At 31.6% G+C, this 19424-nt stretch carries 14 protein-coding genes; 8 read left to right on the top strand and 6 right to left on the bottom strand.

Going from position 1 to position 19424, the window contains the following annotated elements; genetic code table 11:
• Nucleotides 1-15 precede the first annotated feature (15 nt).
• Both ABDZ93_RS19055 and ABDZ93_RS19050 read right to left on the bottom strand, forming a co-directional pair.
• Nucleotides 16-1368, bottom strand: a complete 1353-nt coding sequence (locus ABDZ93_RS19055; protein WP_343828102.1) for an NCS2 family permease — start codon at nt 1366-1368, stop codon at nt 16-18.
• 78 nt (nt 1369-1446) lie between these two features.
• Nucleotides 1447-2262, bottom strand: a complete 816-nt coding sequence (locus ABDZ93_RS19050; protein WP_343828101.1) for a hypothetical protein — start codon at nt 2260-2262, stop codon at nt 1447-1449.
• 188 nt (nt 2263-2450) lie between these two features.
• On the opposite strand from ABDZ93_RS19050, the gene ABDZ93_RS19045 reads away from it, so the two are divergent.
• Together ABDZ93_RS19045 and ABDZ93_RS19040 are read left to right on the top strand one after the other, a co-directional pair.
• Entirely contained in the window at nt 2451-2816 is a 366-nt protein-coding gene (locus ABDZ93_RS19045; protein ID WP_343828100.1) for a LysO family transporter, read from the top strand.
• A gap of 1 nt (nt 2817) precedes the next feature.
• Nucleotides 2818-3417 carry a LysO family transporter gene (locus tag ABDZ93_RS19040; protein WP_343828099.1) on the top strand — a complete coding sequence of 200 codons (600 nt, stop codon included), beginning with the start codon at nt 2818-2820 and terminating at the stop codon, nt 3415-3417.
• A 146-nt stretch (nt 3418-3563) separates the two neighbouring features.
• On the opposite strand, the gene ABDZ93_RS19035 is transcribed toward ABDZ93_RS19040, so the two are convergent.
• From ABDZ93_RS19035 to nuoE, 3 genes are read right to left on the bottom strand one after another with little or no spacing between them, the layout of a single operon-like run.
• Nucleotides 3564-5297, bottom strand: a complete 1734-nt coding sequence (locus tag ABDZ93_RS19035; RefSeq protein ID WP_343828098.1) for an NADH-dependent [FeFe] hydrogenase, group A6 — start codon at nt 5295-5297, stop codon at nt 3564-3566.
• 22 nt (nt 5298-5319) lie between these two features.
• A complete protein-coding gene (locus ABDZ93_RS19030; RefSeq protein WP_343828097.1) occupies nt 5320-7215 on the bottom strand; it encodes an NADH-ubiquinone oxidoreductase-F iron-sulfur binding region domain-containing protein in 1896 nt (631 codons plus the stop codon).
• 18 nt (nt 7216-7233) lie between these two features.
• On the bottom strand, nt 7234-7710 hold the full coding sequence (gene nuoE / locus ABDZ93_RS19025; protein ID WP_425544805.1) for an NADH-quinone oxidoreductase subunit NuoE: 477 nt from the start codon (nt 7708-7710) through the stop codon (nt 7234-7236).
• Between the two features lie 282 nt (nt 7711-7992).
• On the opposite strand from nuoE, the gene ABDZ93_RS19020 reads away from it, so the two are divergent.
• From ABDZ93_RS19020 to xdhC, 4 genes are all read left to right on the top strand, one after another.
• Nucleotides 7993-9309: an amidohydrolase family protein gene (locus ABDZ93_RS19020; RefSeq protein WP_343828096.1), complete on the top strand. Its 1317-nt coding sequence runs from the start codon at nt 7993-7995 to the stop codon at nt 9307-9309.
• A 100-nt stretch (nt 9310-9409) separates the two neighbouring features.
• A complete protein-coding gene (gene xdhA, locus ABDZ93_RS19015; RefSeq protein ID WP_343828095.1) occupies nt 9410-11701 on the top strand; it encodes a xanthine dehydrogenase molybdenum-binding subunit XdhA in 2292 nt (763 codons plus the stop codon).
• Nucleotides 11702-11809: 108 nt separating this feature from the next.
• Entirely contained in the window at nt 11810-12667 is an 858-nt protein-coding gene (gene xdhB, locus ABDZ93_RS19010; RefSeq protein WP_343828094.1) for a xanthine dehydrogenase FAD-binding subunit XdhB, read from the top strand.
• A gap of 16 nt (nt 12668-12683) precedes the next feature.
• On the top strand, nt 12684-13157 hold the full coding sequence (gene xdhC, locus ABDZ93_RS19005) for a xanthine dehydrogenase subunit XdhC (RefSeq protein WP_343828093.1): 474 nt from the start codon (nt 12684-12686) through the stop codon (nt 13155-13157).
• Between the two features lie 123 nt (nt 13158-13280).
• Here the strand turns inward: xdhC and ABDZ93_RS19000 are convergent, their stop codons facing one another.
• Nucleotides 13281-14654: a uracil-xanthine permease family protein gene (locus tag ABDZ93_RS19000; RefSeq protein WP_343828092.1), complete on the bottom strand. Its 1374-nt coding sequence runs from the start codon at nt 14652-14654 to the stop codon at nt 13281-13283.
• A gap of 412 nt (nt 14655-15066) precedes the next feature.
• On the opposite strand from ABDZ93_RS19000, the gene ygeW reads away from it, so the two are divergent.
• Nucleotides 15067-16263, top strand: coding sequence for a knotted carbamoyltransferase YgeW (gene ygeW / locus ABDZ93_RS18995; RefSeq protein ID WP_343828091.1), 1197 nt, complete (start codon nt 15067-15069; stop codon nt 16261-16263).
• 86 nt (nt 16264-16349) lie between these two features.
• Nucleotides 16350-19382 (top strand): putative selenate reductase subunit YgfK, encoded by a 3033-nt coding sequence (ygfK, locus tag ABDZ93_RS18990; protein WP_343828090.1) that lies wholly within the window; start codon nt 16350-16352, stop codon nt 19380-19382.
• Nucleotides 19383-19424 lie beyond the last annotated feature (42 nt).

Raw genomic sequence — 19424 nt, 5'->3', positions numbered from 1 at the left:
TAGTGAAAACTTAAATTACATAAATATAAGTTTTAGAATAAATATGATAGATAGAAGATACATTACTATAGAGATTGGTTTTTTATTCTCCTTCTTTCCAAATATGTTGTTTAATAAGTTTATTAATGTATAAGAAAGAATTCCAAGAGTAAGACCATCACCGATGCTATAGCATAATGGCATTGCAGCTATAGTAATGAATGCAGGGAAGCCTTGAGTAAAATCCGTAAAGTCTATTTTCATAACACTTTCTAGCATCATAAAACCAATCCAAATTAAGCACGGAGCAGTAGCGCAACCAGGTATAGCTATAAATATTGGGGATAAAAACATTGCTAATAAGAATAAAACACCTGTAGTAACAGCAGTTAATCCAGTCCTTCCACCTTCGCTAACTCCAGCAGCACTTTCTACATAAGTAGTAACAGTTGAAACTCCAACTAAAGAACCAAAGGTGGTTCCTATAGCATCTACTAGTAAAGCTTTTTTTGCCATAGGGACATTACCGTCTTTATCTAACATATTAGCTTTAGAGCATACTCCAACTAAAGTACCAACGGTATCGAAAAAGTCTACAAATAAGAAAGTAAGGCAAACTGTTATGAAATTAAGAATAGCAGAGCTGTTAGTAAATACAGAAAAGTCAAGTTTAAAAGCTATTGCTTTGATTGACTCATATTTAAATATTCCGGTTGGAAGATATATGCCTGCAGTAGTAGCACCTTCAGGATTTACAATTGCATATATCCAACCAATTATAGAGCAAATGAGAATTGACCAAAGCATAGCTCCTTTAATATTTTTAGAATTTAAAATAGCTATAGTAAGAATGCCAATAACTGCAATTATAGCACTAGGAGCTACCATAGAACCAAGAGATACAAGAGTAGCTTCATTAGATACTACAATACCAGCACCTGTTAAACCTATAAAAGCAATAAAAAGTCCAATACCAGCAGTAACAGCGTGCTTCATTGTAAGTGGAATGCAATTAACCACAGCTTCTCGTACTCTAGTTAAAGAAAGAATGATAAAAATGATACCTTCTACAAAAACTGCAGTAAGAGCTATTTGCCATGAAATACCCATAGCACCACATACTGTAAAGGCAAAGAAAGCATTAAGTCCCATGCCAGATGCCAGTGCAAAAGGTGCGTTAGCATATAATCCCATAAGTATAGTAGTAAGTCCTGCAGCCAGGCAAGTGGCAGTTACTAGTGCACCAGCGGCTCCGTCACCCATAGCAGTACTAAGAAAATTAGGGTTTACAGCAATAATGTAAGCCATTGTTAGAAAGGTTGTAATTCCAGCAACAATTTCACGCTTTACGTTAGTCCCATTTTCGGTAAGTTTAAAATACTTCTCCATAAAATTCCCCCTTATATTAATAGGTATAATTTATTAATATTATTACAATCTACAAATATTACTAATACAAGATATTTATTACATATAAATTATAATAGGGACAATTTCTAATATTTTTTTGCCAGCCGGTAACTCATTATTATAGTTCAAATTAGAAACAAAACCTTTATACCTATCATTAGAGGTAATGAAATTCCATAATAATTTAGACACTAATGGATTGCTGTCAATAATATTATGATCTGATTGAGAATATTCATAACTAGCTATTTCGCCAACGATGGTACAAGGTCTACCAATATAACACTCTATGTCCATAGATGCATGTTTACTACAAACAGAAGTAATAATTAAAGTATCAGAATCAAAAGGGAGAGAGGCAGGGTATTTTAATACTTTATCTTCTGTTAAAGCTTTTATATTTCTATTTATCCAATTTATCATAGATGTATTATCTACTTGGGAGGTAATTTGTTGAAACTCCATTAATTCTAATGTATTTCTTAAAAGGTCTAAAGTGCTATCTGATTTTTCTATAGTACACTGGAATTCTACAATATCACCAGGAGAAATTGTATTCAAATCACTACTATTAATTAAAGGTTTAATTACATTATTACGATTTAATAGTGTTTCTAGATTTACAAATATATTAATTAAGGAACTTTCTATTTCATCTATAGACTTTCTTTGAGTACTTTTAGATAGAGTTACTGTAGCTGAGCCTTGAATAATCTTCCCACAAGTTAATTCGGATAAGGGGAGGGTGGCTTGAATAGTAGTATCTTCTCTTGTTGCATTTATTTCAATATTTTCAAATCTATTTATAGCTATTTTATACATATCTCTAATTGTATCACCGTTAATATAGTAGGGCATAAAGATGTTCTTCATATAAAAACTCCTTATTTATTAATTTTTAATATATTCCTATATATATTCAAGATTAAATATATTTATCATTATTTTTACAAATAACTTAATATATAAAGATATAAAGTTTAATATAATAAAATTAATGCGAATATAATGTAACTGTTTCCAAATCTATGATATAATAACGTGGTAGAGGAGGGGGACATATGGAAATTTTAATTGCATTAATACTTGGTGCCATTGTAGGCTACTTTTTAAAATTAGGTGAGAAGGGGAAAAATATAAATGGTAAATTACAACAACTTGGTGTAATATTCTTATTATTTTCTATGGGAGTTTCTATAGGAGCTGATAAGGACATAATAAAAAATCTTCCATCTATAGGGTTAAAGTCTTTTTTATTTGCAGTGGGTACCATAGGCGTAAGTATAGTACTTATATATTTTTTATCAGAAAAATTTATGCCTAAAGAAAATCAATTACATAAGGAAAAAAATTTAAATCTTAATGAAGAAACCATAGTTGAAGATGGTGATGAACTTTTAAATGAGGCATGTGGGGAGGACAAGTAACATGACATACATAATAATAGTATCTATATTGATTGGAATGGGGTGTGGTTATTTTGTATTTCCACCAGAGATAATAAGTAGTATGGACAAGGTTGCTTCCATTTCATTGTTTGCATTAATTTTTTTAGTTGGAATAGATGTAGGTGGTAACAAGAAGATATTTAAGGATTTAAAAAAAGTAGGTTTAAAAGTTCTATTAATACCTTTTGGAGGAATTGTTGGTAGTTTGGTAGGTGGGCTTTTAGTAGGATTCTTATTCAACATGGCTATTAATGAAAGTTTGGCTATAGGTTCAGGGTTTGGATGGTATAGCATATCAGGGATAATGCTTAAGGAGATGGGTGGAGATACATTAGGGGCCATAGCATTCTTAACAAATGTATTCCGTGAAATACTAACTGTTATTTTAATTCCTATATTAGCTAAAAAGCTAAATGGATATACAGCTATAGCACCTGCAGGGGCTACATCTATGGATACTACATTGCCACTTATAGCTAAAGCAACAAATCCAGAGATAGCTGTAATCTCATTTATAAATGGAGTTATATTAAGCTCTTTAGTTCCGGTACTTGTGACATTCTTTTATAATTTAGGATAAGATTACTTTAAGTAGTTCTAGTTTTCACAATTGCAAATTAAAAAACTATATAAAAATGATGGTATAAATTACTTATTTATACCATCATTTTTATGTTTATATTTATATTAGTTAGGGACTAATAACTAATAACTAAATTAAGGTGTTTATCTATTTATATAGTGAGTATGAAGTAAATGGTGAGATTTTTCTCCATTAGGTTTTCCAAGGAATTCATTATAAAGTTTTATTATCTCAGGGTTTTCATGAGATTTTCTTATAACCTTATTAACATCCTCACTATAAAGAGCATTCATTCTTTTTTCAATTAAGGAATATTGCTCATTAGAGTATGGTTGACCACCGCCGTTTATGCATCCTCCGGGACATGCCATAACTTCAATGAAATGATATTTTTTAGATGTATCTTCTATATTATCTAACAAATTCTTTGCATTTGCAAGTCCATTTACAATAGCTATATTAATAGTGTTACCATCAATAACTAATGAAGCTTCTTTGATTCCTTCAAGACCTCTAACGGATTTAAAGTCAAGATCTTCTAAAGTTTTATTTGTAATCCATTCATAAGCGGTACGTAAAGCAGCTTCCATAACACCACCACTAGTTCCGAAAATTACTCCAGCACCAGTAGATTCACCCATAATAGTATCAAAATCAGTTGAAGGTAAAGAAGCAAAATCTAATCCTGAACGTTTAATCATTTTAGCTAATTCTCTTGTAGTTATAACTACATCGATATCTGGATTACCATTTTCATTGATAAATTCTTCTCTATTAGCTTCAAATTTTTTAGCAACACATGGCATAACAGATACAACAAAAAGTTTTTCAGATGGTATACCTAATTTTTCAGCTAGATATGATTTTGCAATAGCCCCCCACATTTGTTGAGGCGATTTACATGTTGATGGAAGATTTAATAGTTTTCCATAGTGTTTTTCTATAAAATTAATCCATCCTGGGCAACAACTTGTAATCATAGGAAGATTTTTACCACTCTTATATCTTTCTAAGAATTCTGTAGCTTCTTCCATAATAGTTAAATCTGCTGCGAAATCAGTATCATAAACCTTATCAAATCCAAGTTCTCTTAGAGCTTCAACCATCTTACCAGTAACAGCTCCTTCTTTAATTCCAAATTCTTCACCAAGGGCAGCTCGAACAGCTGGAGCAGTTTGAACTACAACATATTTATCATTATTACCTATAGCATTTAATACATCTATAGTGTTGTCTCTTTCCATTAAAGCACCAGTAGGACAGACATTTATACATTGACCACATAAAGTACAAGTACTATTGTTTAATTCTTCAAAAAAGGCAGTACTTATAGTAGTATCAAAACCTCTATTTACTGGACCAATAGCACCAACCTGTTGAACTTGGCTACAAACAGCTTCGCATCTTCTACATAAAATACACTTAGAAGTATCCCTTACTATAGAAGGATTTTTAAGTTCTTTCATAGCTACAGATTTTGAACCAGTATATTTTAAATTAGTTACTCCATAAGTGCTAGCAAGCTCTTGAAGTTCACAATTTAAATTCTTTTGACAAGTTAAACAATCCATTGAATGGTCTGATAATAAAAGTTCAATTATAGTTTTTCTTGCAGCTATTACTCTTGGAGGACTAGTATTAACGACCATACCAGGAGCAACAGCTGTACAACAAGATGGGGCTAAATTTTTTCTTCCTTCCACTTCAACTACACAAACTCTACAAGAACCAGGCTTATTTGTAGTCTTTTTATCATGAAGATTTAGGTAGCAAAGTGTAGGAATTTTTATATTAAGCTTACGTGCAGCATCAAGAATTGTGGTTCCTTGCTCCACAGATATTTCTTTATTATTTATTTTAAGTGTAACTAAACTCAATACTTTCACCTCTTTTAAATTATTAAACTAGATCTATTGCATCCACTGGACAGCTAGATTTACATGCACCACATTTAATACATTTGCTATGGTCAATTATATGTTTAGTCTTAACTTTACCTTGGATGCATCCAACTGGACATTGTCTTGCACATTTAGTACAACCAATACATCTATCAGTAATAACAAATTTCATAAGGTCTTTACAAACTCCTGATGGACAAATCTTATCTACAACGTGGCTCTTATATTCATCATAGAAATATTTCATTGTACTAAGAATAGGGTTAGGAGAAGTTTGACCTAAAGCGCAAAGGGAAGTATCTTTTATAGTGTTACTAAGCTCTTGAAGCTTATCTAAATCGCTTAAATCACCTTCACCCTTTGAAATTCTTTCAAGGATTTCGAGTAAACGAGTGTTACCAATTCTACAAGGTGTACATTTACCACAAGATTCTTCTCTAGTAAATTCTAAGTAGAATTTGGCAATATCAACCATACAGTTGTCTTCATCCATTACTATCATACCACCAGAACCCATCATAGAACCGATAGCACTTAAAGAATCAAAGTCAATAGGAGTATCTAAAAATTCTTTAGGAATACATCCACCAGAAGGACCTCCAGTTTGAACAGCTTTGAATTCTTTATCAAATTTAATTCCTCCGCCTACTTCATAAAGGATTTCTCTTAAAGTTGTTCCCATAGGTACTTCTACAAGACCAACATTATTAATTTTACCAGCTAGAGCAAAAACCTTAGTACCAGCAGAAGTTTTAGTTCCTATAGAGCTAAACCAATCTGCACCATTATTAATTATAGCTGGAATATTTGCTAAAGTTTCAACGTTATTAACACAAGTTGGTTTATTCCAAAGTCCAGATTCAGCAGGGAATGGTGGCTTATTTGTAGGTTCGCCGCGGTTACCTTCTATTGAGTGAATAAGAGCAGTCTCTTCACCACATACAAAAGCACCAGCTCCATATTTAATTTCAATATCAAAATCAAAGCCTGAATTTAGTATGTTTTTACCAAGAAGTCCATATTCTCTGGCTTGACTTATAGCTGTTCTAAGTCTTTGGATAGCTAGTGGATACTCAGCTCTAATATAGATATTACCTTTAGTAGCACCTATAGCATAACCAGCTATAGCCATAGCTTCAAGAACACTATTTGGATCACCCTCTAGAATTGAACGATCCATGAATGCGCCAGGGTCGCCTTCATCAGCATTACAAATAATATATTTTTGATCGGCATTGTAGCCTTTTGCGAATTGCCATTTCTTTCCTGTAGGGAAGCCGCCACCGCCTCTTCCTCTTAATCCAGATTGTAATATAATATTTATTACATCATCTGGAGTGTATTCAGTTAGACATTTTCCAAGAGCTATATATCCTTTTTCAGCTATATATTCATCAATATTTTCAGGATTTATTAATCCACAATTTCTAAGAGCTATTCTTACTTGCTTTTTATAAAAGGTCATTTCATCTTGGGTTTTAACTTTTTCTTTTATAGTCGGCTCCTCATAAAGTAATCTTTCTATAACTTTTCCACTAACAATATGATCATTGATGATTTCTTCAGCATCTTCAGGAGTCACATGAACATAAAATACATCATCTGGAGTAATTTTTACTATAGGACCTTTTTCACAGAATCCGAAACAACCAGTTATAGAAACGTATACTTTATCCTCCAAATCCAACTTTTTAATCTCTTTTTCAAGATTATCTTTAATTAAATCACTTTGTGCAGACTTACATCCAGTTCCGCCACAAATAAGAATTTCTTTTGTATAGTTATTTTTTTCACAATCAAAGCCGGCAATACCAGTTGCCTTTCTAATATTAAGGGATGATTTGTATTCCTGATAAATTTTATTTAATTCTTCAAAGGAATTTATTCTATTCAACTTTGTTACCTCCTAATTTTATTCATATTCAGCTAATATACTTTTTACTTGGTCTGGAGTACAATGACCGTAAACCTTATCATTTATGGTTAAAACAGGAGCAAGACCACAGGCGCCAACGCATCTTAGTGAACCTAGTGTGAATTTCATGTCTTCTGTAGTTTGTCCAGATTTAATGCTTAATTCTTTTTCAAATTCCTTAAGAATATCTCCAGCACCACGAACAAAACATGCAGTCCCCATGCAAACATTTATTACATTCTTACCACGAGGTTCTGTAGTAAAGAATGAGTAGAATGTTACAACACCATAAACCTTAGATACAGGTAAATTAAGTTTATCAGCTACGAAAGTTTGAACTTCCTTAGGTAGATATCCAAAGATATGCTGAGCTCTATGCAAAACCTCTATTAAAGCTCCATCTTTGCTAGGTAAGGATTCAATAAAATCATCCAATTCCTTAAACATTAGATTTTTTTCTAAGTTACAACACACTTAAAAAATACCCCCTTACTAAATAAGTTTAACATTGAAAATATACAAAATATTTTCAATAATTCATCAAATCACTAACAGTATAATCCTTTTTTAAAGGTTTGTATAGTGGAATTTCAAAAATAATGTAATCTATTACAACAAATAATTAATAATATTTATTAAATAAATTAATTAATTATTTCTGTCCAATAATTTTTATAAGTGTAGTGACATATTGTGGTAATTAGGGGAATAAAATGGTAAAATATTTATATAACATAAATATATGGAGCTGATATTATGAATTGTTACGATTTAGCTATAATCAATGGAAATATATATGTGGAAGGAGAATTTATTAGAGGAAATTTGTATATTAATAATGGTATTATTAAAAACATATCAAAGGATATTTTCTTAGCAAAAGATATTTATGATGCAAAAGAGAATTATGTATTACCAGGATTTATAGATCCTCATGTACATTTTCAGCTTAAGGTAGGAAGTGATGTTTCTGCTGATGATTTTTACAATGGTTCTATAGTAGCTGCATATGGTGGAGTTACAACATTTATAGATTTTTTAGATCCTGTAAAAAATATTGAAGAATTAGAAAGAGCTTATGTGGATAGAAAAAGAAAAGCTAAAATTTCAGTTATAGATTATGGGTTTCATAGTACTATTGCAAATTTTCAGGATAATGAAGAGCTATTTATTGAGGAGATTAAAAAGCGTGGAATTTGTAGTATAAAATTCTTTACTACTTATAGTTCAAGTAATAGAAAAACTGATTTAAGAACTATCAATAATTTACTGAAAATTTCAAAAAAACATAGAATTATGCTTATATCCCATAGCGAAAATGAAGAATTTATCAGGGAGGGCAAGTTTCCAGTAAGTGTTCATGAAGAAAATAGACCAACATTATGTGAGACTACAGAAGTTTTAACTTTAGCTGAAATGACTAGGAACATGGATGGATATATGTATATTGTCCACCTTAGTTCGGGAGAATCTTTAAGACGAATTATGGATTTATATAAAAGTTTAGTAGATAAAAATTTATTTATAGAAAGTTGCCCTCAATATTTTTATTTATCAAAAGACAATTATTCATTGGAAGATGGATTTCTATATACCTTAACACCACCTCTTAGATCTTTAAAAGAAATTGATGAATTAAGAAAAAATATAGAGAATGTGAGTGTTATAGGGACTGATCATTGTCCATTTAAATCTTATGAAAAAGAAAGAGAAACCTTAGATTTAATACCTATGGGCATAGGAGGGATAGAGCATTCTTTTAATTTATTGTATACAATGTTTGGAGAAAAGATAATTGATAAATTTACAAAAAATCCAGCAAAAATTCATGGCTTATATCCTAAAAAAGGAACATTACTTCCAGGATCAGATGCTGATGTTGTAATATTTGACCCTTTAGCTAGTCATAAAATAAAGAATTCTCATTCTAATTGCGACTATAATTTATATGAAGGAATAGATGTTCAAGGTAAAGTTATAACTACGATTTCGAGGGGGAAATTTATTATAAAGGATGAAGAATTAGTATGTATTGAAAAAGGAAATTATGTAGGTAGAGAGTTAAAGCTATAGAGAATAAAAAAAATATATATTTATATGCTTTTATGACTAATTAATCAGTAAGTATGAAAGGAGGTGCTTTAGTAGGATTTTTATCTTACTAAAGAGAATTATGAATTATAAAGTAATAGGTAGTAGTGTATCTAGGTTAGATGGTGTGGCGAAGGTTACTGGGAAGGCTAAGTATGCAGATGACTATTTTGAAAGAGAAATGTTAGTAGGAAAGGTGCTTAGAAGTCCTTATGCTCATGCAAAAATAAAAAGTATTGATGTTTCTAAAGCAAAAGATTTAGAAGGTGTTGAAGCAGTAATTACTCACCTAGATTTACCTAAAATAAAATTTGCAACGGCTGGACATCCTTGGACCTTTGATGAAGCACATAGAGATGTAGAAGATAGATTAATCATTACTGATAAAGTTCGCTTTTGTGGAGAACCTGTGGCGGCAGTTGTAGCAACAGATGAAATAATAGCTAAAAAAGCTTTAAAACTTATAGAGGTAGAATATGAGGTGTTACCATTTGTATTGGATCAAGAGGAAGCTATAAAAGAAGGCGCTCCTATAATACATGAAAAAAGAAAAGATAATATTATAAATTCCTTTGGCAATGGAGTAGGAGATGTAGAAAAGGAATTAAAGGAAGCTGACAAAGTATTTATAGGTAAATTTAATACTAGCACTGTACAACATTGTCATATGGAAAATCATAGTGCTTATGCTTATGTGGAATCAGATGGAAGAATTGTAATTGTAACTTCTACTCAAATTCCTCATATAGTTAGGAGAATAGTAGGACAGGCACTTGGGTTGCCATGGGGAAGAATAAGAGTTATAAAGCCATATATAGGTGGTGGATTTGGAAATAAGCAAGATGTTGTTATAGAGCCATTAACAGTAGCTATGACACTCGCAGTTAATGGAAGACCAGTAAGATATGCATTAACTAGAGAGGAATGTTTTATAGATACAAGAGTTCGTCATGCTATGCAATTTGCATTTAAAACAGGAGTTTCTAAGGATGGTAAGTTATTGGCAATAGACATAAAGAACTTAGTAAACAATGGAGCCTATGCGTCCCATGGACATTCAGTGACCATGAGTTGTGGAAGTAAATTTAGACCATTATATGATTTTAATGCTATAAAATATGAGCCTAAAACTATATATACTAATATTCCAGTAGCAGGAGCTATGAGAGGGTATGGGGTTCCGCAAATTTCTTTTGCTCTAGAAAGTCATTTAGATGATATTGCTAGAGAACTCAATATAGATCCTGTAGAATTTAGATTGAAAAACCTGGTAAAGCAAAATCATGTAGATCCATCTTCTAAAAATGTTGTGCGTTCTATGGGACTACCACTGTGCCTTGAAAAGGGGAAGAAGTTAATAAATTGGGACGAAAAGAAAAAAAATTATAAAAGTCAAGCAGGTAATTTAGTACGTGGAGTAGGAATGGCTTGTTTTAGCTATTTTGCAGGGACTCATCCAGTAGCTTTAGAAGCGGCAGGTGCAAGAATTGTTATGAATCAAGATGGCTCAGTACAGTTGCAAATTGGGGCTACAGAAATTGGTCAAGGTAGTGATACTGTATTTGCACAAATGACTTCAGAAGTTTTAGGAATTCCAATAGATATGGTTCATGTAATTTCAAATCAGGATACTGATGTTACTCCATTTGATACAGGGGCTTATGCATCAAGACAGACCTTTGTTACAGGTGCTGCAGTAAAAAAAGCTGCTATAGAGGTGAAAAGTAAAGTCCTTCAGTTTGCTAGCAGAAAAAATGGTCTCAATCCAGAGGTAATGGATATAGTGGAGTGCAATATAGTTGAAAAAACAACAGGGATAGTTGTCTGTCCTCTTGAACAAATAGCATTAGAATCATTTTATGATCGAATTTATAGTTGTCCTATAACTAGTGACATTTCTGTTAATATAAGGACTAACGTAGTTGCCTATGGAGCAACTTTTGCAGAAGTTGAAGTAGACATGAAAACTGGTCAAATTGCCGTCGTAGAAATATATAATATTCATGACTCTGGAACTATAATTAATCCAATGTTGGCAGAAGGGCAAGTTGATGGTGGTGTAAGTATGGCACTTGGATATGCTTTATCAGAGCAAATGATATTTGATGAGAAAACTGGAAGAACTCTTAATAATAATCTTTTAGATTATAAATTACAAACTATTTTAGACACTCCTAATATTGGTTCAGCCTTTGTAGAAATTCCAGATGATGCAGGAAGCTTTGGACAAAAATCATTAGGAGAAAATACAACACTTTCTCCAGCTCCAGCTATAAGAAATGCGGTTCTAGATGCAACTGGTGTTGCCTTTAATAGAATACCAATGAATCCACAAAGAGTATTCGAAAAATTTAAGGAAGAAGGCTTAATATAGAATTTCTCTTAAATTTAATAGTACAGATTTCATAGTTAGTAAATTGAAGTTACAAATATAGAAGGAGGTGGATTTTAGTAGAGGATTAAATCTCTACTAAAGACAAAAATGTTTGATATTAAAAATATACTAGAGACTAGCAGTCTAGAAGAGGCAGTAAAAATTCTTTATGAAAATAACAATTTAAAAATAATATCTGGTGGAACTGATGTTTTAATTAAATTACATCATGGTGGTATGGAAGAAACGGAACTTTTAAGTTTAAAAAATTTAGAGGAATTAGATTTCATAAAAGTTCTAGAAAATGGCACCATAGAAATTGGATCCACCACTTGTTTTACTAATATATATAGAAATAAAATTATACAAGAATTTATTCCTGCTTTAGGACAAGGAGCTGTATCTATGGGGGGACCGCAGATAAGAAATATGGCTACTATTGGAGGAAATGTATGTAATGGAGCTGTTTCAGCAGATAGTGCACCAAGTTTATTTGCTTTTAATGCTAAGTTAAGATTAAGAAGTTTTCGGGGAGAAAGAATAGTTCCCATAGAAGAATTCTATGAAGGTCCTGGAAAGGTAAATATAAGAAATGATGAAATTCTTATAAGCATTTTAATTGAAAAAAAGGACTATGAAGGAGCAAGAGGAACATATATTAAGTATAGCAATCGAAAGGCAATGGATATTTCTATGTTAGGTGTATGCGTTGTTACTAATGTGAAGGAAAATAAATTTAAAGATTTAAGAATAGCCCTAGGGGTAGCGGCACCAACGCCTATAAGATGTAAGGAGGCAGAAAAGTATGCTCTTGGTCTAGAAATTTCAGAAGAAAGTATTAAGAATATTGCACAACAGACAGTAAAATCAGCAAGAGCAAGAGATTCATGGAGAGCATCAAAGGATTATAGGGAGCATTTAATACAAGAATTAACAATAAGAGCTATTGAAGAAGTAACTAAATAGAGGGGAAGATTTTATTATGAGTGATAAGAACTTTAGGAAGATATCAATGAAGGTAAATGGAAAAAAATACACTTTAGAAGTAGATGTGCGAGAGTCTTTGTTAGATGTATTGCGAAATAGACTTCAATTTACAGGGGTAAAGCAAGGATGTTCAGTTGGGGAATGTGGAGCTTGTACAGTATTAGTAGACGGTATCCCTATAGATTCATGTATTTATATGGCCGTTTGGGCTAATGAAAAAGAAATCTTAACCATAGAAGGTGTGTCTAAAAATGGTAATTTATCCAAAGTACAAAAGGCATTTGTAGAAGAGGGAGCAATTCAATGTGGTTTCTGTACTCCTGGATTAGTCCTTACAACTACAGCTTTATTAAATAGCGGACAAGAATATAGTGATGAAGAAATAAAAAGAGAAATATCTGGACACTTATGTAGATGTACTGGATATCAAAAAATATTTAATGCTACAAAGAAATCCCTAGAGAAATAATTTAAATAAAATCCTAGTTAATTTTTATGCTAGGATTTTATTATGAAAAAACATAAGAGATATATGAAGAGTATTAATCAACTTCATGTATCTCTTATATAATTTTGGGGAATACATAGTTAATTATTTGTTCAAAGTCATACCAGATTTAGTTTTAATAACAGGCTTTTCAGATTTATCATTAGGTAAGATTAAATTTAATATTACAGCAAATATAGTTGCAGTTGTTACACCAGAACCAAATATTATTTGTAAGGATTCTGGAAACATACTAAGAGCCTCAGGTCGAACAATGACACCTACACCTAAAGCAAAGGAAATTCCAATTACAAAAATATTTCTTCTAGTCATATCAACTTTGCCTAGAATTTTAATACCAGAACAAGCAATGGAACCGAACATAACAATACCAGCGGCTCCAAGAACTGGACTCGGCATAATTGATATTAAAGAAGCGAATTTTGGTATTAAACCCATTATTGACAGTATTACTCCAGCTACAATTATAACAAACCTACTAGCAACTCCTGTAACATTTATAAGACCAGTACATTGGCTAAACGATGTATTTGCAGTAGAGTTTAAAAATCCAGCTAAGATTGAACCAAGTCCATCACAAAGTACACCTCCAAAAAGTTGTTTGTTAGAAACTTCAATTTCACAGGCCTCTCCAATAGCTAGAGTATCACCTACAGTTTCTACAGTAGTTGCTAGATAAACAGCTAAAAAACTAATAATGGCTGGTGCGGAAAAATTAATTCCAAATTTAAGAGGTTTAGGAATAGAAATCCAGGATGCAGCAGATATTGGAGTAGTGTCTAATAAGCCAAAAGGGATAGCTAACAAGTATCCACATAATATACCTATAAATATAGAACAAGAACTTATAAAAGTATTTTTAGATTGATTGGTAATTACAATGATAATTAGGACAATAGCACCGAGTAATAAAAATTTTGGATCTCCATAGTTTGGGTTTCCAGAACCACCAGCTAGCCAGTCAATTCCAACAGGAATTATAGTAATACCTATCATAGTAACTACAGTACCAGTAACAAGTGGTGGAAAAATTTTTTTTACGTGATTAATGAAAAAACTTAAAATTACTTCTAATAGTGCTCCTATCATTGTAGCTGTACATATAGTAGCGATACCTAAAGTCATGTTGCCGTTATAAGTGCTACCGATGGCAATAGCCGGACTTACAAAAGCAAAGGAGGTACCCATGATAAATGGAAGCTTGCTTCCTATAGGGCCAATGCCTTTAGCTTGAATAAGTGTTGTAAGACCAGAAGCAAATAGGGCACATGAGACTAGAAATGATGTGTCAGTTATTTTTAATCCTAGTGCACCAGCTACTACTAGTGGAACTGCTACTATACCACTGAAACATGCAAAGATTGCTTGAAATGCAAGAATTAAAGCTTGTTTCATAGGTGGTTTGTCATCTAGTTTAATTCTGAGAAGCGATTTCTTTGGAGTGTTAGTTGTTTGCAATTTAATTCCCCCTCTAAAATTTATAATTATATCATACGCATAATGCATGAAGTGCTATAAATATTTTACTAACTAGTTAATATAAAAAATAAATAAAAAAGTATATATACTTAACTATAGTTTATGAATGAGTATAATAAGTTTATGAATAAATATTAAGAAAATAAAATAATCTAAGTTTGAAATGGATAAATTTAAAGTATTTAGATTTTGCCAATAAGAAAGAAAAAATTCAATAAATCCACATAAAATATTTTGAATTATATGATTTTTTTATTGACATTAAATGTAATAAGGGTTACAATTTGATTAACTAGTCAGTAAAGGAAATTGATAATGAATTTCAAAAAAATAAAGTGTAGAAATTTATTTTGCAATAGTAAATTTTAAAAAATATCAAGGGGTGGATTTTGTGGAGAATATTAAAAATCTTATGGATAAACTTGAAAAACTTGATTTCGGGGAGATGTACAATAACGATTTTTTCTTAACATGGGAAAAAAGTAATGAAGAATTAGAATCAGTATTTATTGTTGCTGATATTCTTCGTGCAATGAGAAAAAATAATATATCGACAAAAATATTTGATAGCGGGTTAGGCATTTCGGTATTTAGAGATAATTCAACTAGAACTAGATTTAGTTTTGCTAGTGCATGCAACTTATTAGGACTAGAGGTACAAGATCTCGATGAAGGAAAATCTCAAATAGCTCATGGAGAAACTGTACGTGAAACTGCGAATATGATTTCTTTTATGGCAGACATAATTGGAATTAGAGATGATATGTTTATAGGAAAAGGCAATGCTTATATGAAAGAAGTTTCTAATGCTGTTCAGGAAGGCTATGCTGATGGAGTATTAGAACAACGTCCAACTCTTGTTAATTTACAATGTGATATAGATCATCCAACTCAATGTATGGCAGATTTATTACACTTAATCCACTATTTTGGTGGAGTAGAAAATTTAAAAGGTAAAAAATTAGCTATGACTTGGGCTTATTCACCTTCTTATGGTAAACCACTTTCGGTTCCACAAGGAGTTATAGGACTTATGACAAGAATGGGAATGGATGTTGTACTAGCACATCCAGAAGGATATGATGTACTTCCTGAAGTAGTGGAAATTGCTAAGGAAAATATAGAAAAAAATGGAGGAAGCTTCATAAAGACTAATTCTATGAAAGAAGCATTTGAAAATGCAGATATAGTTTATCCAAAGAGCTGGGCACCTTTTAAAGCTATGGAAAAGCGTACAGAACTATATTCAAAGGGAGATAGAGCTGGTATTGATGAACTTGAGAAAGAATTGTTGATAGAAAATGCTAAATATGAGGATTGGGAATGCAATGAAAAAATGATGGAACTTACTAAAGATGGCAAAGCATTATATCTTCATTGTTTACCAGCTGATATAACAGGAGTAAATTGTGCAAATGGAGAAGTAGCGAAATCTGTGTTTGATCGTTACCGTGAATTGCTATACCGTGAAGCTGGGTTTAAACCATATATAATTGCAGCCATGATGTTATTAAGTAAAGTTAAGGATCCTATAGCTACTTTTAAGAAATTGCTAGAAGAAGACAATCCACGATTTATAGAAAAGTAAATAATAAATAGATTAATTGAATTGCATAGCTACTTAAGGGTATTTAATACTTTTAAGTAACTTATGAATTATAAGGGGGAGTAAATATGAGTGACAAAATGCGTCCAATAAGTTTTGAAAAACTCATTAACTGGATTTTTACTGAACTTAAAACTAAAGAAAGTATTTTTGGAATTCATAAAGATAAGTTTTACTACGGAATCCCTAATAACACTATTCATTTTTTAGGTGAGAGTTTAGGCCTACCAATTGGACCAGCAGCAGGACCTAGTTCGCAATTGGCTCAAAATATTATAGCGGCTTATCTTACTGGGAGTAGATTTATTGAATTAAAGACGGTTCAGATTATTGATGGAGAAGATCTTCCAGTGTTAAAACCATGTATTAATGCTGAGGACGAATGCTATAACGTAGAGTGGTCTACAGAACTTACTGTAGAGGAAGCCTATGAGGAATATGTGAAAGCTTGGATTATATTACATGTTTTAATGAAGGAACTTAATTTAAGCCAGGAAAGAGACTTTGTTTTTAATATGAGTGTAGGATATGATTTAGATGGAATAAAATCAGATAAAATAGACTTTTATATGGAAAATATGAAAAATTCAAGGAATTCAAAAATATGGAAGGAATCTTTGCAAGTGTTGGAGAATAATATAAAAAAATTTTACAGATTTTCTACTGAAGATTTAAATAAAATTTCTTCAAGGTTGTGTAATTCAATTACACTATCCACTCTACATGGATGTCCTCCACAAGAAATAGAAAGAATTGCTACCTATTTATTAAAAGAAAAACATCTTCATACATTTGTAAAGATGAATCCTACATTGCTTGGTGAAGAGTTTGTAAGAGAAACTTTTAATAAAATGGGTTATGAATATATAAAATTAAATTCACATCATTTTAAAAACGATCTGAAATACGATGATGGAATAAAAATGATAAAAAAATTAAAAGAAGTAGCTACAATGGAAAATTTGGAGATAGGAGTAAAACTTACTAATACTCTTCCAGTAAAGATATTAAATGAAGAATTACCAGGAGAAGAGATGTACATGTCAGGTAGATCTTTATATCCTTTAACAATTAATTTAGCAAGTAAACTTTCTAAGGAATTTGAAGGAAAGTTATATATTTCATATTCCGGTGGAGCAGAATCCTTTAATGTAGAGAAGATATTTGCAACAGGAATATGTCCAATAACTTTTGCTACTACAATATTAAAACCAGGTGGTTATGAAAGAATTGAACAGATAGCTAAAAAGATAGAGCTACTTATTCCTAATAGAAAGTTAACAATTGATATGCAATTACTAGAAATACTGGCAAAGGAATCAATTAATGATAAGCATCACCTTAAGGAAGCGAGGATTGTTAAAAGTAGAAAGATAGATAGGGAATTACCTATATATGATTGCACTATTGCACCTTGTAGTGAAGGCTGTCCTATAGCTCAACAGATTCCAAAGTATATAGAACTTGTGGGAGATGGAAAATATGATGAAGCTTTTGAAGTAATAGTTAGAGATAATGCAGCTCCAGCTATAACAGGGACTATATGTAATCATAATTGTCAATATAAATGTACTAGACTAGATTATGATAGTTCTTTAGAAATTAGAAGAATAAAAAAAATAGCCGTGGATAATGCTGAAGCCATCTATACAAACAATATAAAGGCAAGCCCAATTAAAAGTCATAAAAATGTAGCTATAATCGGAGCTGGTGTAGCAGGGTTATCAACAGCTCTATATCTTAGAAGAAATGGTATTAATGTAGAAGTATTTGAAAAAAGAGATAAACCATATGGGGTTATAAACTATGTAATTCCAAGTTTTAGAATAGATAATTCAATTTTAGAACAGGATTTTCAAATGGTTAAAAGCCATGGAGTAAAGGTAACCTATGGGATAGCTGAACAGGTTGATTTAAATATTCTAAAGGAAAATTTTGATTATATTGTCCTTGCAACTGGAGCTTGGAAGCCAGGATATATTACCCTTAAAAAAGGTAATGATAGAGTCTTAACCGCTATTCAATTCTTAGAAGAGTTTAAAAAAAATAGTGTGGATATAAAACTAGGTACACATGTATGTGTTATTGGTGGAGGGGACGTAGCTATGGATGTAGCTCGTGCTGCTAAAAGGGTTAATGGAGTTGAAAAGGTAACCATTATATATAGAAGAACTAAAGATTTAATGCCTGCTAGTAGAGAAGAAATTAGATTAGCTGTTGATGATGGTATTGAATTTAGAGAGTTATTATATCCTGTAGCCTTAGAAGATAATAACCTTGTTTGTGAAAGAATGATTTTAGGAGAACAAGATAAATCAGGTAGAAAAAGTCCAATTTCTTTAGGAAAATATGAAGAGATTAATGCAACTGCAGTTATAGCTGCTATTGGAGAAAAAGTAGATTCGAAATTCTTTGAAAATCTTGGTATAGAGTTAAATTCTAAAGGACTTCCTGAAGTAAACAGTAAATGTGAAACTAATATATCTAATGTATATGTAGCTGGAGATGCTAAAAATGGTCCAGGTACAATAGTAGAGGCAATGTCTCATGGGAAAATTATAACTAGGGATATTTTAAGAAAAGAAAATATGCCTTGTGATTTCCCTAGAACTGAGAAAAATACTTGCGGATATGAACTTAAAAAGTCCTATGAAAGAAAAGGGGTACTACTTGACACAATACATTCTAAGGAGGAGACTATCAGATGTCTTAAATGCAATAAGATTTGTGAAATATGTGTAGATGTTTGTCCTAATAGAGCAAATATGTTTATAGAAATTAAAGAGGGGCCTATCTCAGGTCATCAAATTATACATTTAGATGGTATGTGCAATGAATGTGGCAATTGTGGAGTATTCTGTCCATATAAAGGTAATCCTTACAAGGATAAAATAACTATATTTTGGGGTGAGGAAGATTTTGAAAACAGTAGCAATTCAGGTTTCTATGTTATAGATTCTAGTATAGGTATTTGTAAAGTTCGAGATGAAAAAGGTAAAATTTTTGATTGGTGTATTAAAGGAAAGAATTCAGAATCAATCTCTGCAGAAATGAAATGTATTATAGAAACTTGTATAAAGAGACATGAATATATAATCTAGATATATTTAATTAAGGTTATATTAGTTAATCTATAGGGGGAG

It is taken from the genome of Clostridium subterminale (assembly GCF_039521425.1).
Taxonomy (GTDB): Bacteria; Bacillota; Clostridia; order Clostridiales; family Clostridiaceae; genus Clostridium_J; species Clostridium_J subterminale.
This window is presented reverse-complemented; position numbering and strand designations above follow the sequence as displayed.